This is a genomic window from Gemmatimonadales bacterium (assembly GCA_030697825.1).
In the GTDB taxonomy this organism is placed as follows: domain Bacteria; phylum Gemmatimonadota; class Gemmatimonadetes; order Gemmatimonadales; family JACORV01; genus JACORV01.
This window is the reverse complement of the sequence record JAUYOW010000055.1, coordinates 1-26,325: the sequence shown is the minus strand read 5'-3', so window position 1 is coordinate 26,325 and position 26,325 is coordinate 1. Positions and strand designations below refer to the sequence as shown.

Sequence of the window (26,325 nt, the reverse complement as noted above, 5' to 3'; positions counted from 1 at the left end):
GTTCACCCCGCCTTCACGAGTGCGACCCCTTCGGCGCCGAGCAGTTCGCGCAGCGCACGGATGAGGTCATCGTCGAGGGCGACGCGCAGCCCGCGCGCCCGGAAGCGCGCCGACGACTCGCCGCCGTTGTCGTCACTGAACTCCACCAGCACCGGCGCGGAGCCGGGGTGCGCCGCGCACACCGCGGCGATGGCGCGGCCCGCGTCCGCCGCCAGGCGGCTCTTCGCGCCCCAGCGCAGGGCGAGCGCCACGCGCCCGCTGTTCCGCAGCCCGACCAGGGGCTCGACGCTCTCCACGATGAACGGAGCGTCCTCCTCGCCGCGGTCCCGCAGGGAGTAGCCACCGGTGAAGAGGTAGGCGCCGTCCGGCACGATCACCCCCGAGAGTTTCTTCCAGGCCTCGGGGAAGGCGAGGCACTCCGCCGCGCCGTGGAAGTCCTCGATCGTCAGCTTCGCCCACTCGGCGCCGGTCTTCTTCGCCGTCTGCCGGCGTACCGCCGTGACGACCGCGGCGACCTGGACCGGGCCCTCCCTCCACTGGCCCAGGTCGGCGGTGGTGTGGCTGCCGAAGAGGGCGACCTCGGCCGTGAACCGGTTGAGCGGGTGTCCGGAGACGAAGAATCCCACCAATTCCTTTTCCCGCGCAAGCCGCTCGGCCTCCGTCCACTCCCGGACCAGCGGGAGGGGCCGGGGCGGGTGGGCCAGTGGCCCCGAGTCCCTGGCCTCGCCGCCGAACAGGGTCCCCTGACCGGCCGCGGTCTCAGCCTGGCGGAGGCTGGCCTCCGCGACCACGGCGTCGAGCGCCTCGAAAAGCTGGGCGCGGTGGCCGCCCAGGCCGTCGCCGGCGCCGGAGGCGACGAGCGCCTCGAGCACCCGTTTGTTGCTCAGGCGCAGGTCGATCCGCGAGACGAAATCGTCGAGCGTCGTGAAGGGTCCCTGCCCGCGGGCGGCCAGGATCGAGTCGGCGGCGCCGCGCCCGACGTTCCGGATGGCGCCGAGCCCGAACCGGATGCGGCGGTCGCCCACGACGGTGAAGTGCCACCCCGACTCGTTCACGTCGGGCGGCAGCACCTCGATGTCCATCTCCCGGCACGCGGCGATGTACTTGACGACCGCCTTGGTGTCGCCGATGGCGGAGGAGAGTATCGCCGCCATGAACTCGGCTGGGTAGTGCGCTTTGAGCCACGCCGTTTGATAGGAGACGATGGAATAGGCGACGGAGTGCGACTTGTTGAAGCCGTACCGACCGAAGGTCTTGATCTGGGCCGCGATGTCCTCGACCACCTTCTTCTTGTGGCCCAGCTCCACACAGCGATTCACGAAGCGGCCGAGCTCCTCGTCGATCATCTCCTGCTTCTTCTTCCCCACGGCCTTGCGGAGCACGTCGGCCTCGGCGAGCGAGTAGCCCGCGAGGACGTTGGCGATCCGCATCAGCTGTTCCTGATAGACGATGACGCCGTAGGTGGGCGACAGGATCCCCTCGAGCTCGGGGAGCGCGTAGCGGACCGGCTCCTCGCCGCGCTTGCGCCGGATGTAGACCAGGTGCATGCCGCTGTCGAGCGGCCCGGGGCGCACTAGCGCGTTGGTGGCTACGAGGTCGTCGAACCGGTCGCACCGCATTCGCACCAGCGCGTCCGTGGCGAGACTCGACTCGAACTGGAAGACGCCGGCGGTCCGTCCCTCGCGCAGCAGCCGGTAGGCCTCAGGGTCGTCGAGCGGCAGGGTGTCCAGGTCCAGCATGACGCCGTGGCGGTCCCGGATGGTGAGGCTGGCGCGCCGGAGCACGGTGAGCGTGGTGAGCCCGAGGAAGTCCATCTTCAACATGCCGATCTTCTCGAGACCGACCATGTCGTACTGCGTGATGATGGCGTCGGCGGCGGCGCCGGAGCCGGTGCCACGGCCGGGCATCGTGCACACCGGCACGTAGTCGGTAAGCGGCCCCGGAGCGATGACGATGCCGGCGGCGTGCACGGAGATGTGTCGCGCGAGCCCTTCGATAGCGCTGGCGTACCCGACCAGCTTCTGGTACATCGGGTTCTGCCGCACCAGCTCCTTCAGCTCGCCCACCATCTCGATCGCTTCGGGCAGCGTCACCGCGGGCTGTCCCGGGTTGAACGGGATGAGCTTGGTGAGCCGGTCGGCCTCGCCCGGAGGGATGCCGAGGACGCGCGCGACGTCCTTCACCGCGGCGCGGGCCTTCATCGTCCCGAAGGTCACGATCTGGCCGACCGACTGGCGGCCGTACCGCTCGCGGACGTACTCGATGATCTCGCCGCGCCGCTCCTCGCAGAAGTCCACGTCGATGTCCGGCGGCGAGATGCGCTCAGGATTGAGGAACCGCTCGAACAGCAGGTCGAACTTCAGCGGGTCCACGTTGGTGATGCCGAGGGAGTACGAGACGAGCGAGCCGGCGGCCGAGCCACGGCCGGGACCGACCGGGATGTCCCGGGCGCGCGCTTCGCGGATGAAGTCGGCGACGATCAGGAAGTAGCCCGAGTAGCCCACCTTGGTGATGACGCCCAACTCGTAGTCGAGGCGTTCCTGCACGGGAGCGGCGAGCGGGGAGCGGTACCTGCGGTGCGCACCCTCGGTGGCCAGGCGCACCAGCAGCTCGTCCGCACTGGACGTCCCCGCCGGGAGCGGGAACTCGGGCAGGAAGAAGCGCTTCTCGAAATCGAACTCGCAGCGGTCGGCGATGCGCTGGGTGTCGGAGAAGAGCTCGTCACGCGCCGGGAAGACCCGCCGCATCTCCTCTTCCGACTTCAGGTAGCTCTCGGTCCCCTCGAAGCGGAAGCGTTTGGGATCGTTCAGGTCCTTGCCGGTCCCGATGGCAAGGAGGACGTCGTGCGCGGGGGCGTCCTCGCGTCTCAGGTAGTGGGCGTCGTTGGTGGCCACGACTCCGAGGCCCAGCTCCTGCGCGAGCCGGAACACGCCCTCCTGGACGAGCGCCTCGTCGGCGATGCCATGGTTCTGGACCTCGAGCCAGTAGTTGCCCTCGCCGAAGAGCCGGGCGTGCCACTCCGCGGACTCGCGCGCCTGGTCGATCCGGCCCTGGCGCAGCCAGAGCGCGACCTCGCCGGTGAGGCACGCCGACAGGCAGACCAGGCCATCGGAGTATCTCTCCAATGTTTCACGGTCGATGCGCGGGCGGCGATAGTAGCCTTCGAGGAAGCCGATGGACGTCAGACGGACGAGGTTGCGGTAGCCGTCGCGGTTGCTGGCGAGGAGCACGAGATGGCTGTAATTGCCGGGGGCGTCGGGCTGTTTCTCCCGGGCGTGCCGCGAGCCGAACGCGACGTACGCCTCGAAGCCGAGGATTGGCCGGATGCCGGCGGCCCGCGCCTGCTCGTGGAAGGTCCAGGCGCCGAAGATGTTGCCGTGGTCGGTGAGCGCGAGGCTGTCCATCCCGAGCTCCTTGACGCGCGCCACGAGGTCGGAGATACGGTTGGCGCCGTCGAGCAGCGAGTATTCGGAATGGGTATGGAGGTGTACGAAGGGCATCGCTTGGCGCAAGCTAGCGGCGCGGCTGGGGGCTGTCAAAGCAATGTGACGGATGTCCTTGACACCGTCGCGACGCCCCGCGAGCGTAGTCCAACCTTCAGGAGGTCGTGGGTGCGGAACTTGAGCGTTGTCAGGGTTTTTCGCGGCGGGATGGCGGGCTCGGCTGTGGCGGTGCTGGCCGCGTGCGGCGGCCGCGGAGACGTGACCCAGCCGCCGCCGGTGAGCGCCGAAGTGTCGCTGGGCGCAACGGAGTACGCGCTGCTCGCAGGCTCGCAGGTGAGCGGGAGGGTCCGCTTCCCGGCGGCCGCCGCGGCGGGGGCGCAGTACCTGGTGGTCGGCCAGTTCGCCACCGGGACTTCCGGCGTGAGCGCCGGCTTCACCATGGGAAGCGCCGAGTTCAGCGAGCAGCCGGCGCTCCTTGCCGATCGGGTGTTCCAGCCGGCCGACCCTCGAGCCCGGTTCCACGACGCGCTGCGGCGCTGGGACTCTGAGCTCGTTCGGGCGGGCCGCGCATCGGGCGTCCGGGCGGCGGCCGCGCCGCCGGCCCCGGCTCCACCTCCGACCGTGGGTTCCCAGCGCACCTTCAAGGTCTGCGCGAGCCTCGACGCGACCGGGTGCGCCACGTTCGATAACGTCCCAGCGACCGCGAGCTACGTAGGCGTGCACGCGGCCATCTTCGTGGACGATAGCGCGCCGGCCAACGGTCTCAGCTCGAGCGACATCGCCCAACTCGGCCAGCAGTTCGACGACGTCCTCTATCCGATTGACAGCGCCGCGTTCGGTGCGGAGTCGGACGTGGACGCCAACGGCGTGGTGATCGTGCTCCTCACCAAGACGGTGAACGGGCTGGTGCCGAAGCCGGAGTGCGATGAATCGTTCATCGTCGGGTTCTTCCTCGGCGCCGATATCTTCCCGAGCACGCGCACCCTGTACAACAATGGCGAGGTCATCTACGGGTTCCTGCCGGAGCTTTCGCCGCCGAGCACGCGTTGCGCGCGCAGCGTGGCCACGGTGAAGGCCCTGCTGCCGTCGACGTTCATCCACGAGTTCCAGCACATGATCTCGTTCAACCAGCACGCGCTGATACGGAACGGGGACACCGAGGTGCTGTGGCTCAACGAGGCGCTGTCGCACCTGGCCGAGGAGCTGGGCGGGCTGCACTACGACAGCTTGAACAACACCTCGGCCGCCGATCAGTTCCTGGTCGGCAACCTGTATGACGCGTTCCTCTACCTGAAGGATCCGAGTGCGAATGCGGTGGTTACCGAGTCGTCTACCGGGACCCTCGAAGAGCGTGGCGGCGCGTGGCTCTTCATCCGTTACGTAGCGGACCGGTTCGGTGCTCCGGTGCTGAGGCGGCTGGTGCAGACCACCAACACCGGCGAGGCGAACGTAGTCGCGGTGACCCGCACGCCCCTGGCGACGTTGCTCGGGCGCTGGGCGCTCGCGGTGTATGCCACCGACCTGCCGGGATTCACGCCGCCGCAGGCGCTCACGTACGACTTCTGGCGGTTCCGCGCCAGGTACGCCGCCTTGAACGCGAGCCCCAGGTACGGGTCGTTCTTCGACCGCCCGTATCCGTTGGTGCCGTCGGCGCCGACCGGGACCGCGTTCAGCGTAGGTGGCACCATGAAGTCAGGGTCGGGCGCATACGTCCTGGTCACCCAGGCCGCTGATGGTGCGGGATTCGACATCACCTTCCGCGCCTCCAACGGCAACGCGTTGCCGGCCAACGCGGGCGCCCAGCTGGCCGTGCTACGCATCCGCTGAGTCGCGGCGGGGCGCGCACCTTGCTGCGGGCGGGCGCGCAGCCCCACATTCGAGGCGTCATGCGGCGCGCTCTGGTCCTCCTAACGCTCGCGTTCCCCGTCGCGCACGGCCTGGCGGCGCAGGGCACCGGCACGACCGCGGGGATCCTGCTCGAGGTGCCGGCCACCCCGCGGACGCTGGCGCTGGGCGGGGCGTACGCCGCGGTGGTCGGCGACGAGGGCAGCGTCTTCGTGAACCCCGCCGGCCTGGCGCCGATCCGCCGGGTAGCGTTCGGGGTGAGCCAGGAACGTGCCTTCTTCGGCTCCACGCTCTCCACCGGAGCCGGGGCGGTGCGGATCGGCCGCTTCCATCTCGGGCTCGGCCTCGTATACCTGGATCTCGGCGGCGACAGCGTCATCGTTCCGGACCCGGCTTTCGGCGGCGACCGCGGGCTGGCGACGGGCGCGCTCATTTCGGCCTACCACGTGCTCGGTGTCGGGTCGGTCGCCTACCGGCGCGGCCTGCTGTCGGTGGGCACCAGCGTGAAGTACCTGCGGGAGCACATCGGCGGCGGCGGAACGGGGGACTGGACGGCCTCCGGCCTCGGTGTGGACGTCGGTGTCGCCGCCGCGCTCTTCGACATCGCGGCGCTCGGGTTCGTGGTGCAGAACATCGGGAGCGACCTTCGCACGACCGGCGGGGCGCCGGCGCCGCTGCCGCGGACCACCCGCCTCGGTTTCACGCTGAACTTCATCGATCCACAGGGCACCTCGCGCCTCATGGCGACGACTGACTGGGTGTCGCCCCCCGGCGGCGACTCCTACTGGGCGATCGGCCTGGAGGGCGGCGTCGTATCGGGTGGGGGCGGCGTCGTTGGGCGGGCGGGCTTCGCGGCAGGGCGTGCCCCCTCGGACCGGCAGGACCTCAGTTACGGCGGCGGCCTGGTCTTTCACAGCATCCGGGTAGACTACGCGTTCCAAGGCTACGACGTCACCGGCATCGAGTCGCACCGCATCGGCGTGCGGGTGCTGCGTTGAAGCGCCGGTTCCGGTTCAGCACCTTCCTACGTCTCGCCAGCGCCTTCCTGTTCATTCTGACACTCGTGGTGGTCGGCGCGTGGATCGTGAGTCCGGAAGTCCGGTACCTGGTGAAGGCCGGCGTCGAGGAAGCGCGCATCCTGCTCGGCCGCAAGCCGATCGTCGAGGTAGCCGCGGATCCCGCCACCGACGCGGCGACGCGCGCCAAGCTCTCGCTGGTCCTCGCCGCGCGCGACTTCGCCGCCGATTCCCTCGGACTGGCCGCGGGCGAGACGTTCACGACCTACTCGCGAGTGAGGCGGGACACTCTGGTCCTAGTGCTCTCGGCGAGCCGGTACGACCGGCTGGCCCAGAAGCTGTGGAACTATCCCATAGTGGGGCGCGTGCCTTACAAGGGCTTTTTCTCTTTCGACCACGCGGTCAAGGAGGCGCGGCGCCTCGAGCAGACGGGGATGGACACTTACATCAGGCCCTCCGCCGCGTTCTCCACGCTGGGGTGGTTCAACGACCCGCTGCTGTCCACGGTGCTGCGCGGCGATTCGGTGGACCTGGCGGCGACCGTGATCCACGAGATCCTGCACAACACCCTCTTCCTGCCGGGCCAGGTGGATTTCAACGAATCGCTGGCGAACTTCGTGGGCTACCGCGGTGCGGAGGCCTTCTTCCGCGGCCGTGGTGACGGCCGCAACGCCGATCGGGCGGCGGCGCGGTGGCGCGACGAGATCAGGCTGGGGCGGTTCTACGCGGAGCTCGTCGGCCGTCTGGAGCAGCTCTACGCCCCTGGGATCGCGGGGCCGGCGCTGCGGGAGGAGCGGCACCGGATCTTCCGCCTGGCTCTGTCGGAGCTGGGCGGGCCGGTCGCTCGCGCGCTCGAGACGGTGGACGGCCGTGCGCTGGCCGAGCGCCCGATCAACAACGCGGTCGTGCTCGCGCAGCGACTCTACCGGACGCAGCTCGACCGGTTCGACCAGGTGCTCTCGTGGAACCGCGGCGACGTGAAGGCCACGATCACGGCGGTCCGTCAAGCGGTGGCGGGCGGCGGCGACCCGTGGAGGGCCGTTGCCGGTCTGGCGCGGTCCCCCGCTAGCTCCCGCGCAGCCGCTCCGCCTCGGCGACGCGCGCGATAGCGATCGCGTAGGCGGCCGTTCGCAGCGACACTCGTCGCGTCTTCGCGCAGTCCCGCACTTCGTGGTACGCCACCACCATCTTCTTCCGCAGCTCGCTCTGCACGTACTCCAGCTCCCAGCGGTGCTGCTGGAGGTTCTGGGTCCACTCGAAGTAGCTGACGACCACGCCGCCCGCGTTGGCGAGGACGTCGGGGATGACGGGGACGCCGCGCGCGTCGAGCACGGCGTCGGCGCCGGGCGTGGTGGGAGCGTTGGCGCCCTCCACCACGACCTTGCAGTCGAGCCGCGAGGCATTCGCGTCGGTGATGGCGCCGCCGAGGGCCGCGGGGCAGAGGTATTCGCAGGGCAGGCAGAGCAGGTCCTCGTTCGTGATGGCCGTCCCGCCGGCGAACTCGGCGACCGGCCGCCGCGCCGCGGCGTGCTTGAGGAGCGCGGGGACGTCGAGGCCCTTCTCGTTCACGATGCCGCCGTCCACGTCGCTCACCGCGATCACCATCGCCTGGTCTTCGGCGTGTAGGATGCGGGCGAGGTTCCCTCCCACGTTGCCGAAGCCCTGGACCGCGACCCGCGCTCCTTTCAGAGGCAGGCCGTTGTCGCGGGCGAATTCCTGCATGGCGTACACGACGCCGCGGCCCGTCGCCTCGTCGCGGCCCAGCGACCCGCCGAGAGCGATGGGCTTTCCGGTCACCGCGGCGGGGCTGTAGCCGCGGCCGCGCGAGTACTCGTCGAAGATCCACGCCATGGTCTGAGCGTTGGTGTTGACGTCGGGCGCGGGAACATCGCGGTACGGGCCGAGGCAGAGGGCGATGCGCGACGTGAAGGTGCGCGTCATCCGCTCCAGCTCGCCCTGGGACATCTGGCGCGGGTCAACGGTGATGCCGCCCTTGGCGCCGCCGAACGGGATGTCGGTGAGCGCGGTCTTCCACGTCATGAGTCGGGCGAGGCCGAGGATCTCGTCGTGGTCCGCGTGCTGGTGGTAGCGGATGCCGCCCTTGGTGGGCCCGCGGGCGCCGTTGTGCTGGATCCGGTATCCGGTGAACACCTCCGTCCGCCCGTCGTCCATCTTGACCGGGACCTGGACGGTGATCTCGCGGAACGGCCGGCTCAGGATCTCGCGCTGGGCGGCGGAGAGCTCGACGATATCGGCGGCGGCATCGAAGTGCGCTCGCGGCTGCGAAACGGCGGGCTGGGCCTCGGGCATGGGTTCCTCAGGTTCAGAGCCGGTCGGCGACTCGGCGCTGCCAGAGCGCCGACCCCTTGGCGGCGAGAATGACCGCCTCGCGCGCGTCGAAGGGCGGTGGCGCCGTGAAGGCGAAAGCGCGAGCCGTAACCGCGTAGACCGCGGTCGCGTCGCCGAGGCGCCGCAGAGTGCCGACCACGTCGGCCAGCTCGGTCACACCCGGCGCCTGGACGAGTGCGAAGCTGTATCCGCTGCGCCACCGCGCCAGCCGGGCGAGCTGCTTGGACCAGTCGTCGGTACCGTGGTTGTATGCGGTGACGACGAGGGGCCGGTCGTCCGGATCGAGGGCGGCGGCGCTCACGGTGTGTGCGCCGAGCGCGCGCGCGATGGTTTCGGCCAGCGGGCCGTCCTCCTGCTGCGCGCCGGCCACGGCGGTCGGTCGCCACGCCAGCGCGCGGGCGAGGGGCGGCAGCGTCGAGAGGCACCGCGCCAGCAGGGGCGAGGCGTCGTCGTCGCCGCTCCCCGGGTCAGGCTCCCCCTCGTCCAGCAGCACGCAGCCCAGCTCGGCGAAGGCGCTCTCGCGGGGAGTGAAGTCCCGCGGCCGCTTCCCTCCCAGCGCGGCCGCGCGGCGCGTTGCCGCGATCTCGCGCTCGGCTTCGCGGCGAGGTATGTCGTGTTCGGCCGACTGCTGGGCGCCCTCGAAGGCGACTTCCGCTGCGTCGTACTGGCCGGCCTCGCGCAGGATCCGGCCTCGCAGCATCAGCGTGTCGGTGTGGGGCTCGAGCGCGAACGCGCGGTCGAGCGCGAGCAGCGCGCGCGAGTACTCGCCCGCCTTGAAGGCCGCGTACGCCAGCTCGTGCCAGGCAAGCGCGAGGTTGCCGTCGCACTCCAGGGCCCGCTCTAGCGAGCGCACGGCGTCGCGCGTCTGGCCCAGCTCGGCGAGTGCGGCGCCGCGCAGGGCGAGCGGCATCGCGGCCTCGGGCCCGAAGTGCTCGGCGGCCTCGGCGGCCATCGTCAGCGCGTCGAGGTGACGGCCGCTGCGGCGCATCAGGTCGAACAGCTCGAGCCAGCCCGACATCAGGTCCGGGTTTCGCGCCAGCGCTCCCCGGTACTCCTCCTCCGCGGCCGCCAGCTTGCCCTCGCGCCCGTACCAGCGTGCCTTAGCCAGATCCTTTTCACCGGGGTCGTATCGAAAGACGGCGAAGGAAGAAGTGAGACGCATGCGGTGATAAGATATCCGTAGAACAGGGTTCGGCTAGAGTTACGGGACCAGAAGAGTTGCAGGGCCAGAGTTGCAGGGCCAGAGTTGCAGCGTTGCAGAGTTGCAGCGGCCTGCAGGCGTCGGGGGTCAGGCCCGGAGGGACCTTCCTGTGTGGCGGTGCCGGCCCGGAATCCTGCCACCCGCTGGCGGTGGGCACCACGCCGGAGGTAGGTTTTTCGTCCTATGAGCGACCTCACATCTTTCGTCGAGCGCGAGCGCCCCCGGCTGCTCGCAGACCTCACCGACTGGCTCCGCATCCCGAGCGTCAGCACCCTCCCCGAGCATGCGGGCGATTGCCGGCGCGCGGCCGAGTGGCTCGCGGCGCGCCTCAAGAACCTCGGTTTCAGGGTCGACACGATCGAGACCGAGCGGCACCCCATCCTGTGGGCGGAAGGGCCGGCCGTGCCCGGCGCGCCCACGGTGCTCTGTTACGGCCACTACGACGTGCAGCCGCCCGATCCGCTCAACGAGTGGGTGAGCCCGCCCTTCGAGCCGACGGTGCGGCACGGCAAGATCTTCGCGCGCGGCACGGCGGATGACAAGGGACAGGTCTTCTGCGTCGTGTCCGCACTCGAGGGGCTGTGGAAGACGAACGGCAGCCTGCCGCTCAATGTCCGGCTGCTCATCGAGGGCGAGGAGGAAGTGGGCTCGAAGGGGCTCACGAAGTTGCTGACCTCGGAGCCGGGCCGCACCGCGGCCGACGCGGTGCTGGTCACCGACGTGCACATGGTGGCGCCCGGCTATCCCAGCGTGGACGCGGCGCTGCGCGGCATCGTGCACGCCGAGATCCACGTGCGCACGCTCAAGTCGGATCTGCACAGCGGCCTCTACGGCGGCGCGGCGCCGAACGCCATCGAGACCCTATGGCACCTGCTCGAGCGGCTCAAGGGCCCGGACGGCAAGATCAAGGTCCCGGGCATCTACGATCGCGTGAAGCGGCCGAGCGCCAAGGAGCTCAAGGCGTGGCGGTCGCTCCCGATCAAGGAGAGGGGGTTCCGCAACGAAGCCGGCGCCAAGGCACTCAACGGCGAGCAGCGGTTCGGTTTCCTCGAACGCATCTGGGGGCGGCCGACCCTCGAGGTTCACGGCATCGTGGGCGGCTTCATCGGGGCGGGAGCGAAGACGGTGATCCCGGCGGAGGCCACGGCGAAGTGCTCGCTCCGCCTGGTCCCGGACCAGCGCGCCAAGGAAGTGGCGGCGCTGTTCCAGAAGGCCGTGAAGCGCGCGGCGCCCAAGTACGCCGACGTCACTGTCACCATCCTGTCGCAAAGCGACCCCGTCCAGACGCCGCTCGACGCCTGGCCGTTCGAGGTGCTCGACCAGGCGTACCGCGAAGTGTGGAAGCGTGGCATCTCGCCTATCCGGAGCGGGGGGTCGATACCGATCGTGCCGTTGCTCCAGCAGCGTAAGGCTCCGGTGCTACTTACCGGTATCGGGCTGCCGGATGATGGGTTGCACGGGCCGAACGAGAAGCTGAATCTAGAGCAGCTGTGGAAGGGGATCGTGCTGTTCGGGAGGTTCTTCGAGTTGATGGGAGCCAGGAAGTAGTCAGGAGACAGGAATCGGTAGCGTTGCAGGGTTGCAGAGTTGCAGCGGTTAGAAGGAGGCAGGAGTCAGCTCGCCTGCCACCTGGTCTGACACCCGTCACCCGACTACTGCCAGCCGCTGCAACTCTGCAACTCTGCAACTCTGCAACCCTACTGCCGACTGCAAGCTGTCCCCTGCGCGGCCCCCGCCGCATCCTCACCGGATCCGGGCGTCCGTAACGGTCATCGCCTGGAGCATAACGTCGCATCCCCGGTTGTGGTTCCTTAGATTGCGCCGTGCCCAGACGCCCGCCTCCGTCTCCACCGGCCCTGATCGTCTTGCTCACCATTGCGGCCCTGGGGGCATGCTGGATCGCGATCGCGGTCGAGCAGGTGGCCCGCGGCGCCGCCGGGCTCTTGGTGGGCGTCCCACTGTCGGGGTTCGCTCTCTCGAGGACGTACACGGTGGTGGCGCTTCAGGGACCGACCGCCGCGGTCGGCGTCGGCGCATTCGCGTTCGTGACGCTCGCCGGCCCCGCCACGTTGCTCGCCGCCGCGCTCGTCTTCCACTTCCTGGTCGGCGGGTTCCGTACTCCGGGGTGGCTGCGTGGCTTGGCGCTCGAATGGGTCGTTCTCGCGCTGCTCTGGATCCCGACCGTGCTCGCTGTGGCCGTCTTCGCCGAGGCCGGCGGTCCCGTGGCGGAGCTCTACCAGAGGCTCGGCGAGCCACCTGCCGGTCGCTGGGGCGCCCTGGGACTCGGAGGATTGACTCTCTGGCTCCTGGCGCGGGTAGCGGTCGGCCGGGCGATCTCGGTGGGGCGGGCATGGATGCGGACCGACGGGCTGGAGTTCCGGCGTCGGCTGGTGCGGGTGGTGGCTGGGTATCCTGCGATCGTGGCGCTCGGGGCGGCGATGTACCTGGAAGCCTGGGCGGCGCCGGTCTGGAGCGCGGTCTGGTTGGCTGGGGTCCTTGCGGTGCTGGTGCTCCGAACACCCTGATTGCAACTATTTCACCCTTCCAAGCGTCTATATAGGTGCAGTCCTCCGGCCAAGGCTGCGCCTCGCAGCCGTAGTCCTTGGCCATCCTACAGTAAACGCGGATGGGATGCCGGAACGGGTCCCATCCGCGGCCTTCCTTTCAAGAGGGCACAGGGGCACAGGCGCACGGGCCGGTCGGTGCGCCGGCACAAGGACCCACTGGCTCTGGAAGCTGGAACGGCATCTAGCGGGTCGGAGTCTGTGCTGTTGTGCCGCTGAACGCGAACGTCTTCACGAATCCGGCGACCACCGCCTCACGCACTGCCGCCGCGAGGTGCGCTCCCAGTTGCGCTGGCGCGCCTGTGCCCCTGTGCGTTTGCTCCTTCTCCACGCTGGTCATCACAACATCCGGGATCCCGCACGGCACGATCAGGTCGAACGCCGAAAGGTCGGTGGTCACGTTAAGGGCGAAGCCGTGCCAGGTCACCCACTGGCGCACGTGGATGCCGATGCTCGCGATCTTTCGGCCGCCGGTCCACACGCCCGTGTAGCCGGCCCGCGGCTCGGCGGGGATACCGAGGTCGCCCAACGCCATGATGAGCGCTGCCTCGAGCTGGCGTAGGAACCAATGCAGGTCCTGACGGTGCTGCGTGAGATCGAAGATGGGGTAGCCCACCAGCTGACCGGGGCCGTGATAGGTCACGTCGCCGCCGCGCTCGATCTCGAAGACGCCGATCCCGCGCCGGCGCAGCGCCTCAGGGTCCATGGGCAGGCTCGTGTTCTTCGTGCCTCGGCCGAGGGTGACGACTGGCGGGTGTTCGAGCAGGAGGAGCGTGTCGTACGGGAGGCGGCCTGCTATCCGGTCGTCCGCGAGTAGCCGCTGTCGTTCGAGCGCCTCGCCGTAGGGGACGAGACCCAGATCGGCGACGGCGAGGATCCGGTCGCTCACGCTACTAGGCCGGCCCGGCGACGAGCCGGCGCGCTCCGAGGATCCCCGCGAGGCAGAGCGTGCCGAGGACGGCGAGCCCGATCCTGCCCGCGAGCATGTCGGCGATCGTCGTGAGGACGCCGACGAACGCGGCGCCTGCGACCGCGATGGTCGCTACCATGATCCGCCGAAGCGGTGAACTCAGCGCGCGCGAGACGGCGCCTCCTACGATGCCCGCCGAGATCAGCCCGCCCGCGAACGCCACCATGGCGATCGTGGCGAAGGCACCCTGGGGGCCACGCGCCATCCAATAGGACCCCAACATGAGAACGCACATGAGCGCGCCGCCCGTGCCGGCGCCGATGACGATGCTGCCGAGCGCGATGCCCACAGGGTCGCCGCCGGGGGCGGGTGGAACCGGGTTCGACGTCAGATGTGAACCACTCTCCCCAGGGAGTCGAGCGCGGCCTCGGCTACCGCCTCCGCCAGGGTCGGGTGCGCGTGTATGGCCAGCTCGATCTCCTCGACCGTATACTCGTTGGCCCGTGCCACCGCGAGCTCGTGGATCAATTCGGTGGCGTGCGCGCCGGCGATGTGCGCGCCGAGGATCTCGCCGTACTTCTTGCCACGGATGATCTTGACCAACCCTTCGGTCTCGCCGGAGGTGCGGGCGCGGCCGCTGGCGCTGAACGGGAAGCGGCCGACCACGTAGTCGAGCTTGCGCTCCTGGCACGCCTCCTCGGTGAGGCCGATGCTCGCGACCTCGGGGTGGCAGTACGTCGCGCCGGGCACGTTGCTGTAGTCGATGGGTTGGGGCTGGTGCCCCGCGATCGCTTCGGCCGCCACCATCCCCTCGCGGCTCCCCTTGTGGGCGAGCAGCGGCGGCCCCGCGACGTCCCCGATGGCGTAGTAGCCGGGTGTGCTGGTCGCGCACGTCGTGTCGATCTTGATGAAGCCCTTCTCGAGCTTCACGCCGGCCTCCTCGAGGCCGATGCCCTCGACGTTGGGCGCGCGTCCCGCCGCCACCAGGACGCAGTCAAAGTCTAGGGTCTCCTTCTTGCCGCCGCTCTCGAACGACAGCGTGACGCCGTTCGGCTTGACCTGCGCCTTCTCGATCTTCGCGCCCGCGTGCACGGCGACGCCGCGTTTCTTGAACGCCTTCGCGACCACGTCCGACATCTCCGCGTCTTCGACCGGCAGGATGCGCGGCAGCGCTTCGATCAACGACACCTGCGTGCCGAAGGCGCTGAAGACGTCGGCGAACTCGGCCCCCACCGCGCCCGCGCCAACGATCGCCATGGTCTGGGGCGCGGCCTCCAGCAGCAGCGCTTCCGTGCTCGAGAAGATGGTCTTGCCGTTGAACGCCAGCCCGATGGCGGGGATGTCCTTCGGCCTGGAGCCGGTGGCGATCACCACCGCCTTCTTCGCCTCCAGCACGACCGTGCCGCCTTCCGCTTTGGCGACCTCCACCTTCCTGCCGGGCTTGAGCTTCGCGACGCCCTTCACGACCTCGATCTTGTTCTTCTTCATCAGGAAGTCGGCGCCCTTGGAGTTCGTCTCCGCGATCCGGCGCGAGCGCTTCATCGCCACGCCGTAGTCGGTCTTGACCTCGCCCGTCGTGACACCGAGTTCGGCGGAGTGCCTAACGAGATTGGCGGCGTATGCCGAGTGCAGGAGCGCTTTGGTCGGGATACAGCCGATGTTCACGCATACCCCGCCCATGCGGTCCTTCTCGACCAGGCCGACCGAGAGGCCGAGCTGGGAGGCGCGGATGGCGCAGACGTAGCCGCCTGGACCGCCACCGATGATGATCACGTCGAAAGAAGTGGCCACCCAGAATCTCCTTGAATCGCAGGTTTGGGGGGGAGCGGGGAGCGGTGCCTTATGAGGCGCACTCAAGGTACCGCTCCCTGCTCCCTGCTCCCCCTCGCTACAACAGCATCGCGAGCGGGTTTTCGAGCATCAGCTTCACGCTCTGGAGGAACCGCGCACCGGTCGCGCCGTCGATCACCCGGTGGTCGCACGACATCGTCACTCGCATCATCCACCGCACCACCACGGCGCCGTCCACTACCACGGGCTTCGGCGCGATCCGCCCGACGGCGAGGATGGCCGCCTCGGGCGGGTTGATCACCGCCGTGAACTCGTCGATGTCCAGCATGCCGAGGTTCGAGACGCTGAACGTGGCGCCGGTGTACTCCTCCGGGGCGAGCTTCCGCGCGCGGGCCCTCTCCGCCAACTCCCTGGCCCGGGCGGAGATCTCGGCGAGCCCCACGCGGTCGGCGAAGCGGATCACCGGCGTGATGAGCCCGTCCTCCACGGCCACCGCCATGCCGACGTGCACGTCGCCGTGGTAGCGGATGCGGTCTTCCATCCACCAGGCGTTCACGGCCGGGTGCTGGCGGAGGGCCAGCGCCGCCGCCTTGATGACCAGGTCGTTGAACGACACCGCGTACTGGTCGCCGAGGGACTTGAGGTGCTGCCGCGCCTCGAAGGCGCGCTCCATGTCGATCTCGCTGGTGAGGAAGAAGTGCGGGATCGGGCCGAGGGATTGGGCGAGCCGCTTCGCGATCGTCTTGCGGATCTGGGTGAGGGGGACATCGGTGAAGCCAGAGGGCTCAGCGGGCACCGCCGCAGCAGCCGCACGGGTCGGGTCGGCCAGGGTGCGGCCGTGCGCCGGTGCGGCGGTGCCCGCCTGCTCGACATCGCGCTTGATCACGCGGCCGGCCGGGCCTGAGCCCGGGATCAGCTTGAGGTCGAGGCCCTTCTCTGCCGCGAGCCTTCTCGCTAGTGGTGATGAGCGCACGCGTCCCGCCGCCGCCGGCTCGGTCGGCCCGGGAGGCGCGCCGGGCTGCGCCCCGGCAGGTCCCGCGGCGGCTGTCGCTTCGCCGGGGCGGGCCGCGCCTTGCGGTGCCCCGACAGTGCTCGCCGCGGCGCTGCCCGCCCCGGCTCGCGCGCCGCCGGCCGCTACTGCCGCGGGCGCGACGGCTGCTTCCGTCCGTCCGTCGGTCCGCCCCACGAGCGACGAGATATCCTCGTCCGCCGCTCCCACGATCGCGACGGTGGCGCCAACCGGCACGGTGGCCCCTTCCGCCAGCATGACCTTCCGCAGCACGCCGTCGCCGCGCGCGACCAGCTCCATCACCGCCTTGTCGGTCTCGACCTCGGCGAGCGTGTCACCCGCCTTGACCGCGTCGCCCTCCTGCTTCTTCCAGGCCACGAGACGCCCCTCCTCCATGGTCGGGGACAGCGCTTCCATTACGACTCTGGTGGCCATTCGTCAGGAGAGGTAGAGGACCTTCTTGGCAGCCGCGACGACCTTGGCGGCGTCCGGCTTGGCGAGCTTCTCGAGCTGCTTGTTGTACGGCATCGGGACGTCGGCGCCGGTCACCCGGAGGATGGGGGCATCGAGGTCGTCGAAGGCTTCGCGCTGGACGTCGTCCACGATCTGCGCTCCCACGCCGTACTGCGGCCAGCCCTCCTCGATCACGACGCACCGATTGGTCTTCCGCACCGAGCCGGCGATGGTCGCGACGTCGAGCGGGCGGATGGAGCGCGGGTCCACGACCTCGGCGCTGATCCCTTCCTTTGCCAGCTCGTCCGCCGCTTTCAGCGCCACCGCGACCATCTTCGAGTACGCGACCAGCGTAACGTCCGTCCCTTCGCGCTTCACCTCGGCGACGCCGATCGGGACGAGGTGCTCTCCATCGGGCACATCGCCTTTGGTGTTGTAGAGCATCTCGCCTTCGAAGAAGACGACCGGGTTCCCGTCGCGGATCGCGCTCTTGAGGAGGCCCTTGGCGTCCGCCGGTGTCGCGGGCGCGACCACCTTGAGGCCCGGCACGTTCGCGTACCAGGACTCGAAGCTCTGCGAGTGTTGCGCGCCGAGCTGAAGCGCCGCGCCGCCCGGGCCGCGAAAGACGATCGGCATCGGTACCTGGCCGCCCGACATGTAGTACATCTTGGCGGCGGAGTTGACCACCTGGTCGAGCGCCAGCAGCGCGAAGTTGAAGGTCATGAACTCGACCACGGGGACGAGCCCGGCCATCGACGCGCCCACGCCGACCCCCGCGAATCCCAGCTCGGTGATGGGCGTGTCCACCACCCGCATCGGGCCGAATTCCTCCAGCAGGCCGCGGCTCACCTTGTACGCCCCCTGGTAGACGCCGACCTCCTCTCCCATGAGGAATACCCGCTGGTCCCGGCGCATCTCCTCGCGCAGCGCCTGATTCAGCGCATCGCGGTAGGTCACGGTAGCCATCTACCGATCCCGGTACACGTGGGTGTACAGCTCGGCCGGCTCGGGGTCGGGGCTCTCGTCCGCGAAACGGACCGCGTCCTCGATCTCGGCCTCGATCTCGGCGCACATCGATTCCCACGCGACGTCGTCGAGCAGGCCGGCGTCAGCGAGCCGCTGTTGGAAGGTCACGATGGGGTCGCGCGCCTTCTGCTGCTCGACCTCCTCCTTGGTGCGGTAATGACCGTGGATGGGGTCGGCCATCGAGTGGCCCATGAAGCGGTAAGTCCGTATCTCGAGCAGCGTCGGGGTGTGGCGCTCGCGGCCTCGCTTCACCGCGCGCGCCATGGCGTCCCGCACCGCGATCACGTCCATCCCGTCCACCGTTTCCGCCGGCATGTCGTAGGAGCACGCCCGCGCCGCGATGTCGTAGATCGCGGAGGCGCGCTCCATCGCCGTCCCCATGCCGTAGCGGTTGTTCTCGCAGATGTAGATCGCCGGCAGCTTCCAGAGGGTGGCCATGTTGAGCGCCTCGTGGAAGGCGCCGGTGTTGACCGCCGCCTCACCGAAGAAGCAGACCGCCACCTGGTCGCCGTCCTGGTACTTGATCGCGAACGCGGCGCCGGTGATCAGCGGGATGTGGCCGCCCACTATCGCGTGCCCGCCCAGGAAGCGCTTCTCGGCGTCGAAGATGTGCATCGAGCCGCCCTTGCCCGACGAGGCGCCGGTCGCCTTGCCGAACAGCTCTGCCATGACCGCGCGCGGGCTCACCCCGCGTGCCAGCGCCTGGCCGTGGTCGCGGTAACTGCCCATGATGTAGTCGTCGTTGCGCAACGCGGAGATCGCGCCGACCGCGACGGCCTCCTGGCCGATGTACAGGTGGCAGAATCCGCCGACCTTGCCGAGCGCGTATTGCTCACCCGCGCGCTCCTCGAACCGCCGGATGAGGAGCATGTCGCGCAGGAGACGCCGCAGCGCGGCGGGGTCTTCTCCCGCGAACGGGATGACGGGGGTGGAGACAGAGACGCGCCCTCCCGACTTCGATTCTCTCGTCTTCACGGAGGGTTGGCGCCGGCGCGCTCGGCCTGCTGCCACGCGTGATAGGAGGACCGGACCAGGGGCCCGGACTCGACGTGGCGGTAGCCGAGGTCGTCCGCGAAGCGCTTCAGCTCAGCGAACTCGTCGGGAGTGTAGTAACGCGCTACCGGCATATGGGTCGCGCTGGGCCTGAGGTACTGGCCGACGGTTAGGATGTCCACGCCGGCATCGCGCAGATCGCGGATCGCGACGACCAGCTCTTCCCACTGCTCGCCGAGACCGACCATGATGCCGGATTTCGTCAGCATCGTGGGGTCCATCGCCTTGGCTCGGCTTAACAGCTCGAGCGCGCGGTCGTAGCGGCCGCCGGGCCGCGCGATGCGATAGAGCCTCTTAACTGTCTCGAGGTTGTGGTTGAGGATGTCCGGTTTGGCTTCGACGACGATCCGCAGCGCCGTCCGACTCCCCTTGAAGTCCGGGATGAGCAGCTCGACTGAAGTGTCCGGCGTCCGGCCGCGCGTCTCGCGCACCACCGCGGCGAACATCTCCGCCCCGCCGTTGGGCAGATCGTCCCGGTCCACCGACGTCACGACGATGTGTCGCATCCCCATCGCGGCGACCGCCTCCGCGAGCCGGCGCGGCTCCGCTTCGTCAAGCTGCTGCGGCGTCCCGTGCGCGACCGCGCAATAGGAACAGTTCCGCGTACACGTGTCGCCGAGGATCATGAACGTCGCGGCCTTGTGGTCCCAGCACTCACCGACGTTCGGACAGCGGGCTTCCTCGCAGACGGTATGCAGCTTGAGGTCCTTCAGGAGGCCGCGGACCTCCGTATAGTTGGCGCCTCCCGGCGCCTTCACCTTGAGCCAGGCCGGCTTGCGATCGAATTGGAGCGGCTGCGTCAGAGGCGCGGGGCGCCACGGCGTGATCTGAACGAGGGGGAGCGGGACGCTGGCCATGATGGGAGGCGAATTATAGCCCGGCGTGGAGGGGCGAGCCACCCCGGTTCAACCAAATGGTTGATCTCCTTCCTTGAGACGCCGGAACTCCTCCTCGACGGCCGGACCTATCGTCAGGTCGTCGGCGATCTCGGCGATCTCCTCGGCCTGCCGCCACTGGCGCTCCAGCTCGCGCAGCTCGGCCTGCTCGTCCACCGCCATCTCGAGCGCCAGCGCCTGGGTGCTTTCCAGCTTGTTCACGGTGAGCTCCAGGCGCGCCGAGTTCCGAATGAACGCCTCAGGGCCGCCCTGGCGATCCACGAATGAGGCGGCTTCCGGCGCCTTCTTCTTGAGCTTCCGCGCCTTTTTGAGGTTCACGTACGTGAGGCCGCTCCGGAGCGCCACCTCGGCGTCGGCCCCTTCGAGGAGGGCGCCTTCGCGCCGGCAGTCGGGACAGCTCAGCAGCAGGGCGAGGTCGTGGTGCGTCGTTTCGGTGATGCGGGCGTGGCGAACATGCTTGGAGCGGAGCACCATGACCTTGCCGCAGGCGGCGCAGACGGGTGGCTCGATGGCTACCTTCCTCCGCCCGACGATGCCGGTATAGACGCCGTCGGCCATCTGCGGGATCTGGCCTATCAGGTAGCCGAACGATCCGCCCAGCGCGGCGTTGAAGGCTAGCGTTACGCCGACGAAGACCACTATCGTCGGAACCAGTACCTTCATGCGTTCGCGTTCGCGCGCTTTGAGCCGCTCGCCGTACCGCCAGGTCGCGAGCTCCACTCGCCGCGGTTGTCCGACCCGGACGATGTCGTACGCGGCGGCGCGGATCAGTGAGACCTGGTCGCTGGTCGCGGCCACCCGGCCGGTGGCCGCGATACGCTCGAGCGCCTCGATGGTTTCGATGCGGTTGTCGAAGGGGGTGAGGTTCCAGCGCCCACAGCGCTGGCAGATGACCCAGGCGCGGCTCTTCCAGGCGTCGTACGCGAAGCGCTTGCCGACGCCGAGACCGGAGGAGGCGCCGTCGCCGCCCAGAGAACCGGAGCAGAAGCCGCAAGTCGTGTACACTAACTAGACGCGCAGACGCGCAGGCGCACAGACGCACAGACGCACAGCCGCGCAGACGCACAGCCGCGCAGGCGCGCAGACGCACAGCCGCGCAGTGGGTGCCAGAGTTCAGTTGTCTGTCTCATGCTGCCGCGCATGGGTTGTGAACCTCCCTATCGCATACGGCTCGAGATTCCAGGCCGTTTCACCACGCACCACCAGGTCCCGCACGATCTCGCCGGTTATGGGGCCGAGGAGAATGCCGTTCCGGCCGTGTCCCGTGGCGTAAATCAGGCCGCGGACCTCCGGATCGAGGCCGAGGATCGGAAGGCCGTCGGGCGTCATGGGGCGGAAGCCGGCCCAGGTGCGCCGGATGGCCTGGGTGAGGAGCGCCGGGAGCAGCGCGCCGGTCTCGGTACGGATGTGGCGGATCCCTTCGGCGGTGGTCGCCTTCTCGAACCCGGCGTGCTCCATGGTGCTGCCGAGCAGGGCGTCGTCGCCGCGGGGGACGACGTAGGCGCCGCGACCGAAGAGAACGCCTTTGGGCTCGCCGGTGGGCCATGGCACGAGCGCCATCTGTCCGCGCACTGGCTCGACGGGAAGGGGGCGGGGGAAGCCGCGGATCGCGGGGGACCATGCGCCCGCGGCGAGGACGATGGTCCCGGCGTCGTAGCTCGCGCGCGGCGTGCGCACCCCCGTCACGCGTCCGCCCTCCACGCGCAGGTCGGTGACCTCCTCGCGCTCCAAGATCTCGGCGCCGCGGCGGGCGGCGTCGGCGAGGAGCCCGGTCGTGAGGGCGACGTTGTTCACGACCCCGTCGCGGGGGGCGAGGAGGGCGCCTCGGGCCTCGCCGCCGATGCCGGGGTGGCGCGCCTGGAGTGCGTCCCGGTCCAGCCACTCGGTATCGAGGCCGATCGCGCACTGGGCTTCGACCTGTGCCACGAGCTCGGTGGCGCGTGCCTCATCGAGCGCGACGAGAACGATTCCGCAATGCAAGAGGCCCACGCCCGGCTGCCCGTCGTGCTCCAGTTCCGCGACCAAACCGGCGTAACGCTCACGCGCGGCGAGGGCGAGCGGGAGCAGGGGATCACCGGCGGCGGCTTCGATCTGCGGGGCGAGCATGCCGGCCGCGGCCGCCGAGGCTTCCGCGCCCGCCGTGCCCCGGTCTATCAGGAGCACCGACCGGCCGGCGGCGGCCACGGCGCGGGCGGCGGCGGCGCCCACGAGACCGGCCCCTATTATGATGCAGTCGGGCATGTTGCGGTCCCGGACCAGGTTGCGCGAAACCGCGACGAGAATACTTTCGTAGGGTAGCTCACCAAGCAGTATGGAGGCAACATATGCTGAGGAAGATCATCGGTTACGCGGTTCTGGCTATCGTCGGCTTCTTCGTGCTCAAGCTGGCGCTGAGCCTGCTCGGGCTGGCCTTCGGCCTGGCGTGGATGCTGTTGCAGCTCGCCTTAGTGGGTCTGGTGGTGTACTGGGTCCTCAAGCTGATCGCTCCGTCCACAGCCAAGCGGGTGAGCGAGATTATCTCGGGGAATCGGCCAGTAGAGTGATGAGTGATGGGTGATGGGGCGCCGGCGGTCGGGCGCCCTTATCACGTCTCACCCATCACTTCTCACCTATCACCCATGACCCATCACGTCTTTTCACTCCCACCGCTCAACCATGCTCGAATGCACATGCCGTATCCGCCACCCGGCCAGTCTCCGAACCAGCACGAAGGTCGCCCGCGCGCGTTCGGCGTTGTCGGGCGTGCGGCCGACCCAGCGGTAGACCACGGCCACCCAGGCGAAGCTGCCGGCCAAGTCAGTGCGCGCTTCCTCGATCGATCCTTCGCCGCGTCCCGTCATGCCCGCGAGCCGCGGGCGCGCGGTGCGCACGATGCCCGTCGCGATGAAGTCGGCGTCGGGAGCGAGGAGGGTGTCGGCGCTCTCGTCGCCCCGCGCCTCCGCGGCGACGAATGAGTTCACGACGTCGCGGGCCGCCGCGGTCTCGACGGATGGCTGGCCCATGGCCGCCGGTTCGGCCGGCGGCGCGATGACGCGGCTGGTGCACGCCGGCGCCGCGATGAGCAGCAGCGCCAGGAGCGCCCTAGCGGCGGCGTAGCGCGGCATCGACGCCCCAGACGAGCAGGGGGACCAGAAGCTCGTGGTGTCCCGTGATCGAGTAACCCTTCCCGCCCGCCAGCGTCGGCCGCTCCACCACGTTCATGCCAGGCCGGTAGTGGCGGATCATGTCGAAGTCCACGGCCGTGAAGTCCGTCGGCCGGCCGCCCTCGAGGTTGCGCGCTATGGTGAGCGCCTTGAGGAAGACCTCAGGCATGATCACCGCGCTTCCGAGGTTGAGCACTACGCCGCCGTCGTGGAGCGACGGCACGGCGGCCGCCAGGCGCTTGAAGTCGCGGAAGCTCGTATCGCCGAGGGCGGCGCCGTCGGCGTCCGGGTGCTGATGTATGATGTCGGTCCCGATGGCGGCGTGCACCGTGACCTGCACGCCGAGCCGGAGGCCGGCCAGGAGGACGGAATGGTCGCGCCCGGGCAGCGAGGGTCGCGCTTCCAGCGCGCGCGCAAGTGACTCGCCCATCCCCCAGTTTCGGGCCTGCCCGGTCCGGATCGCGGCGTTCATCTCGCGCCCCGTCTCCTCCGCCATGCCGAAGGTCCCGTCCGCCAGTCCAGCGGCCACGTCCTCACTGGTTCCGCCAAAGGCGCACAGCTCGAAGTCATGGATCGAGGCCGCGCTGTTCATGGCGAGGTGGGTGATCGCGCGCCGCTCCATCAAGCGGATCAGCAGCGGTCCCATGCCCGTCTTGATGACGTGCCCGCCGATCTGCGCGATGATGCTCCGACGTCCCGCTGCCGCGGCGACCGCCGCTATCACGGCGCGCAGGTCGGCGGCGGCGAGGATGTCTGGCAGGCCGGCGAGGAATGCGTCGAAGGAACGGTCGTCGCCGGGCGGGTGGGCGAGGAGCGACGGCTCCACCCGGTTCGCCCGGCGCGCGATCGGCACGGTGCGGACGCGGGAGAGGTCGGCCTCGGGTATGGCGGGGTGGTCCACGCCGTCAGGACCGCGAGCGGAGCGACATGTCGAGCGTGCCGACGCTGAGGCGGCTCCGGATGCGGACGGGTATGCGCGCGTCGTCGTCGCTGAACCAGACGGTGGCCTGCCCGCCTTGCGAGAATAGCCCGCGCGACTGGAAGACCGGCCGGATGGAGATGGTCGCGAACCGGCCGGCCGGGGTGTCGATGGTGTCGCGGTGCAGCACCTGCAGTGAGACCGGATTGCGGTCCGGAATGAAATACCGCGGGAAGTCGTAGGTGCGGCCCACTTCGAGGGGCAGCGTGCGCACGAAGTAGAGGAACGACGCGTCGTCGAGGGGCTCACGCACGGTCGCGCTGGTGTCGGTGTCGTTCTTGACGAAAAAGCCCTGCTCGGGGTGGATCTCGTAGCGCCGATACCGCGGCTTGCCGTTCTCCTCGTTGTCCTGGATGAAGCGGCGTGAAGTGAGGTCCCGCACGCTGAACCAGGACTGGAGGGAATCGTTCATCGAGTAGAAGATGGCCCTCCCGCGGATGGCGAAGACGACGTGGTACACGGGCTCGCCGCGGACGGTGTCGAAACCGATCACTTCCAGGCTGGCGCGGCCGACCCGGAAGATGCCCAGTTTGACGTCGTAGGTGAGGCGCTCGCCGGGTGCGAAGGGGTGCATGCTGTCGGAGACGGTGGGTGGTGCGTGGTGCGTGGGACCAGCTGCGTCGGCGCGGCCTGGCGAAGTGCTCGCTCGCGCGCCGGCCAGCAGGCCCGTTACGACGAGCACCAGGAGCTCCTCGCCTCGCCTCACGCGGGGGACGTCGTCGGCACGGGCCGGGCCGGCGGGCGTCCGGGGCCCCGTCCCCGTCCCCTCCCACGTCCCCGACCCCGACGCCGCGGCGGCTGGGTCTGCTTAGCGGGCTCGTCCTCGTGATCCGGCGGCGGCTCGATCGGCTCCCGCACCAGCGAGGCCAGTTGGCGGGCGGCTCGCCAGGCACTCAGCCCCGAGCGGAGCGGGGTGGCCCGCGAGTCGCGTTGTCGCGGAGCCGTTTCGCCGGCCACCGGTACGGACTCGATCCGCCGGGCGTGTCGCGCGGCGCGTACCAGCAGCTCGAGGTCCGCCGCCCATCCCTCGTGCGTGACGATCGGCCGGCTGCCGCGCTCGCGGATGAGCCGGGTGAGCGTCGCGATCCGGTAGGCGCGCAGGGTACTGACGTAGTCCGTCACGCCTTCCAACTTCAGGCTCGGGCGGACCAGCGGCGTGAGTAGACGGCGGGCCAGCGCTTCGCCGCGGGGGAGGCCGGCGCGCCGGCGTCCGTCCGCTACTACGATGTCGGCTCCGCCCTCGACGCGCTTCACGAGCTCGGGAATGTCATCCGGCGCGTCCGAGAAGTCGGCCTGGAGCGTGACGACGAGGTCGCGTCGCGGTCGGTCGGTGCGTCCGGCCGCCAGGCGTAGCAGCTCCTCGAGGCTCTTCGCGTAGCCTTCGCGGTGCTGGTGGGTGACGAGCGTCAGCGGGAGGGCCCTCGTGTACGGGGCGAGCGTGTCCTCCGTGGCGTCCGTGGACCCGTCGTTAACGACCAGCAACTGGTACTCTCGCGCGAAGGCCGTGAAGACCTGCCGGACCTTCCAGAGCAGCAGGCCGACCGTCTGGGCTTCGTTGTAAGTCGGGACGAGGACGTAGATCATCCCCAAATGTAGGCTAGTTGGCCCGGCCCGTCACCACATCGTACGTCCGGGTCAGGTTCGCCGGGTTGATACCGCCCCGCAGGGCCGGGAGGAGCAGGCTCTCCGCGGGCAGCTGCACGACGACGTCGCCCGCGCTGTGGCCGCGGCCCGGGTAGAAAACGCGGATCTCCTGGAGGGTGAGAATCGGGCGCAATTGACCATGTCGGGGCCTTCGGACCCACCGGCGGCCTAGGCGCTCGGCGGGGCAGGACCGCTACCCGACTTCCGCCCGACAACAACGCTGAGGACGAGCCAGAAAACGCCGACGCCGAGGAAGGTGACATTGAGCGGCTCGCCCTTGATGGCAGGTTTCACCCCGCCGGCCACGAGAGACAGCACGCCGGCGAGTGCGAACCCGGTGGTGACGAGCTTGGGTCCCCAGACTTTCATGGTGGGCCTCCTGAACACCCACTGCCGTGGTTGGCATATTCTGACCCCGAGCCCTGGGAGTGGCGACTTGGGAGTGCCTGCCAATCTTACCCTCTTCATAGCGTAGTTCCACTTGCACCGAGCGCCGCCTAACGCATTTTGAAAGCACGCCCCTTGCTGTTACCATGGAGTCGACCAACATCCGTGGCCCACAGCAAGGAGCGGCTCTCATGAAACGGACGACGAAGTATGTGGCGCTGGACGTCCATCAGGCAACTACGGTGACCTCGGTGCGGGAGGAGAGCGGGCGGGTGCTGGCCCGGAGCGTCCGGGGGCCGGCGGCGAGTTGGTGCCTAACGAACAGCGCTTCAGTTGTGGGCCGCCCACCGCGATAGCAGCGACCTACACCAATTTCGGGGGGCGGCCCGGCAACTGCAAGCGGAGCCTGTGCGAAAACACCGTTGTGAGCACCCCTAAGTTGTTGATTTAAAACGCTGCCACTGCTGCCAAAGTGGCGTTTTCACACAGGCTCAGCGCAAGTTAGGCGCCATTTCACCGGCCGCGGTCGCCGGGGTCATCCCTAGCGCAGGTTCCAGAAGGCACCCGTAAGGCCCACGGTTGCCAGGAGCGCCTCGGTTTCCTCTAGTGTGTGCCG

The 26,325-nt window shown here is 69.4% G+C and carries 24 protein-coding genes; 6 read left to right on the top strand and 18 right to left on the bottom strand.

Annotated features, from left to right (window positions below; genetic code table 11):
• Window positions 1–2: 2 nt before the first annotated feature.
• The gene (gene dnaE / locus Q8Q85_02765; protein MDP3773165.1) at window positions 3–3,500 is read right to left on the bottom strand and encodes a DNA polymerase III subunit alpha; all 3,498 of its coding nucleotides are present in this window, start codon (window positions 3,498–3,500) and stop codon (window positions 3–5) included.
• A gap of 120 nt (window positions 3,501–3,620) precedes the next feature.
• Between dnaE and Q8Q85_02760 the strand changes: the two genes are divergently transcribed.
• Genes Q8Q85_02760 through Q8Q85_02750 form a run of 3 tightly spaced genes read left to right on the top strand, consistent with a single transcriptional unit; the run spans window position 3,621 to window position 7,413 of the window.
• Window positions 3,621–5,270 carry a hypothetical protein gene (locus Q8Q85_02760; protein MDP3773164.1) on the top strand — a complete coding sequence of 550 codons (1,650 nt, stop codon included), beginning with the start codon at window positions 3,621–3,623 and terminating at the stop codon, window positions 5,268–5,270.
• Window positions 5,271–5,329: 59 nt separating this feature from the next.
• Complete coding sequence (locus Q8Q85_02755) at window positions 5,330–6,286, top strand: hypothetical protein (GenBank protein MDP3773163.1); 957 nt, start codon at window positions 5,330–5,332, stop codon at window positions 6,284–6,286.
• A complete protein-coding gene (locus Q8Q85_02750) occupies window positions 6,283–7,413 on the top strand; it encodes an aminopeptidase (GenBank protein MDP3773162.1) in 1,131 nt (376 codons plus the stop codon). Before Q8Q85_02755 ends, Q8Q85_02750 begins: the two co-directional genes overlap by 4 nt.
• On the opposite strand, the gene Q8Q85_02745 is transcribed toward Q8Q85_02750, so the two are convergent.
• Both Q8Q85_02745 and Q8Q85_02740 read right to left on the bottom strand, forming a co-directional pair.
• The gene (locus Q8Q85_02745; GenBank protein MDP3773161.1) at window positions 7,370–8,614 is read right to left on the bottom strand and encodes a Glu/Leu/Phe/Val dehydrogenase dimerization domain-containing protein; all 1,245 of its coding nucleotides are present in this window, start codon (window positions 8,612–8,614) and stop codon (window positions 7,370–7,372) included. The two genes, Q8Q85_02750 and Q8Q85_02745, sit on opposite strands and share 44 nt — an antisense overlap.
• Before the next feature lie 13 nt (window positions 8,615–8,627).
• Entirely contained in the window at window positions 8,628–9,815 is a 1,188-nt protein-coding gene (locus Q8Q85_02740) for a hypothetical protein (protein ID MDP3773160.1), read from the bottom strand.
• Window positions 9,816–10,037: 222 nt separating this feature from the next.
• Here Q8Q85_02740 and Q8Q85_02735 point away from each other — a divergent pair, with 222 nt between their 5' ends.
• Both Q8Q85_02735 and Q8Q85_02730 read left to right on the top strand, forming a co-directional pair.
• Entirely contained in the window at window positions 10,038–11,402 is a 1,365-nt protein-coding gene (locus Q8Q85_02735) for a dipeptidase (protein ID MDP3773159.1), read from the top strand.
• A 317-nt stretch (window positions 11,403–11,719) separates the two neighbouring features.
• On the top strand, window positions 11,720–12,379 hold the full coding sequence (locus tag Q8Q85_02730) for a hypothetical protein (GenBank protein MDP3773158.1): 660 nt from the start codon (window positions 11,720–11,722) through the stop codon (window positions 12,377–12,379).
• 223 nt (window positions 12,380–12,602) lie between these two features.
• On the opposite strand, the gene lipB is transcribed toward Q8Q85_02730, so the two are convergent.
• The 9 genes from lipB to thiO form a co-directional block, all read right to left on the bottom strand.
• On the bottom strand, window positions 12,603–13,307 hold the full coding sequence (lipB, locus tag Q8Q85_02725; GenBank protein MDP3773157.1) for a lipoyl(octanoyl) transferase LipB: 705 nt from the start codon (window positions 13,305–13,307) through the stop codon (window positions 12,603–12,605).
• Window positions 13,308–13,311: 4 nt separating this feature from the next.
• Window positions 13,312–13,677: a hypothetical protein gene (locus Q8Q85_02720; protein ID MDP3773156.1), complete on the bottom strand. Its 366-nt coding sequence runs from the start codon at window positions 13,675–13,677 to the stop codon at window positions 13,312–13,314.
• A 38-nt stretch (window positions 13,678–13,715) separates the two neighbouring features.
• Window positions 13,716–15,119 (bottom strand): dihydrolipoyl dehydrogenase, encoded by a 1,404-nt coding sequence (gene lpdA, locus Q8Q85_02715; protein ID MDP3773155.1) that lies wholly within the window; start codon window positions 15,117–15,119, stop codon window positions 13,716–13,718.
• Between the two features lie 97 nt (window positions 15,120–15,216).
• Complete coding sequence (locus Q8Q85_02710; GenBank protein MDP3773154.1) at window positions 15,217–16,563, bottom strand: pyruvate dehydrogenase complex dihydrolipoamide acetyltransferase; 1,347 nt, start codon at window positions 16,561–16,563, stop codon at window positions 15,217–15,219.
• Between the two features lie 3 nt (window positions 16,564–16,566).
• Entirely contained in the window at window positions 16,567–17,547 is a 981-nt protein-coding gene (locus Q8Q85_02705) for a pyruvate dehydrogenase complex E1 component subunit beta (protein ID MDP3773153.1), read from the bottom strand.
• A complete protein-coding gene (gene pdhA / locus Q8Q85_02700) occupies window positions 17,548–18,582 on the bottom strand; it encodes a pyruvate dehydrogenase (acetyl-transferring) E1 component subunit alpha (protein MDP3773152.1) in 1,035 nt (344 codons plus the stop codon). It lies immediately after the preceding gene.
• On the bottom strand, window positions 18,579–19,517 hold the full coding sequence (gene lipA, locus Q8Q85_02695; GenBank protein MDP3773151.1) for a lipoyl synthase: 939 nt from the start codon (window positions 19,515–19,517) through the stop codon (window positions 18,579–18,581). Before lipA ends, pdhA begins: the two co-directional genes overlap by 4 nt.
• A 48-nt stretch (window positions 19,518–19,565) precedes the next feature.
• Window positions 19,566–20,561 carry a hypothetical protein gene (locus tag Q8Q85_02690; protein ID MDP3773150.1) on the bottom strand — a complete coding sequence of 332 codons (996 nt, stop codon included), beginning with the start codon at window positions 20,559–20,561 and terminating at the stop codon, window positions 19,566–19,568.
• Between the two features lie 108 nt (window positions 20,562–20,669).
• Window positions 20,670–21,797 carry a glycine oxidase ThiO gene (gene thiO / locus Q8Q85_02685; GenBank protein MDP3773149.1) on the bottom strand — a complete coding sequence of 376 codons (1,128 nt, stop codon included), beginning with the start codon at window positions 21,795–21,797 and terminating at the stop codon, window positions 20,670–20,672.
• A gap of 83 nt (window positions 21,798–21,880) precedes the next feature.
• Here thiO and Q8Q85_02680 point away from each other — a divergent pair, with 83 nt between their 5' ends.
• The gene (locus Q8Q85_02680) at window positions 21,881–22,099 is read left to right on the top strand and encodes a hypothetical protein (GenBank protein ID MDP3773148.1); all 219 of its coding nucleotides are present in this window, start codon (window positions 21,881–21,883) and stop codon (window positions 22,097–22,099) included.
• A 93-nt stretch (window positions 22,100–22,192) separates the two neighbouring features.
• Here Q8Q85_02680 and Q8Q85_02675 read toward each other — a convergent pair whose 3' ends face one another.
• From Q8Q85_02675 to Q8Q85_02650, 6 genes are read right to left on the bottom strand one after another with little or no spacing between them, the layout of a single operon-like run.
• Window positions 22,193–22,660, bottom strand: a complete 468-nt coding sequence (locus Q8Q85_02675) for a nuclear transport factor 2 family protein (protein MDP3773147.1) — start codon at window positions 22,658–22,660, stop codon at window positions 22,193–22,195.
• The gene (locus tag Q8Q85_02670; protein MDP3773146.1) at window positions 22,638–23,600 is read right to left on the bottom strand and encodes a hypothetical protein; all 963 of its coding nucleotides are present in this window, start codon (window positions 23,598–23,600) and stop codon (window positions 22,638–22,640) included. Before Q8Q85_02670 ends, Q8Q85_02675 begins: the two co-directional genes overlap by 23 nt.
• A gap of 4 nt (window positions 23,601–23,604) precedes the next feature.
• Complete coding sequence (locus tag Q8Q85_02665; GenBank protein MDP3773145.1) at window positions 23,605–24,360, bottom strand: DUF3108 domain-containing protein; 756 nt, start codon at window positions 24,358–24,360, stop codon at window positions 23,605–23,607.
• A 20-nt stretch (window positions 24,361–24,380) separates the two neighbouring features.
• Window positions 24,381–25,262 carry a glycosyltransferase family 2 protein gene (locus Q8Q85_02660; GenBank protein ID MDP3773144.1) on the bottom strand — a complete coding sequence of 294 codons (882 nt, stop codon included), beginning with the start codon at window positions 25,260–25,262 and terminating at the stop codon, window positions 24,381–24,383.
• A 13-nt stretch (window positions 25,263–25,275) separates the two neighbouring features.
• Window positions 25,276–25,455 carry a hypothetical protein gene (locus tag Q8Q85_02655; protein MDP3773143.1) on the bottom strand — a complete coding sequence of 60 codons (180 nt, stop codon included), beginning with the start codon at window positions 25,453–25,455 and terminating at the stop codon, window positions 25,276–25,278.
• A 35-nt stretch (window positions 25,456–25,490) separates the two neighbouring features.
• Complete coding sequence (locus Q8Q85_02650) at window positions 25,491–25,691, bottom strand: hypothetical protein (protein MDP3773142.1); 201 nt, start codon at window positions 25,689–25,691, stop codon at window positions 25,491–25,493.
• Between the last annotated feature and the right edge of the window lie 634 nt (window positions 25,692–26,325).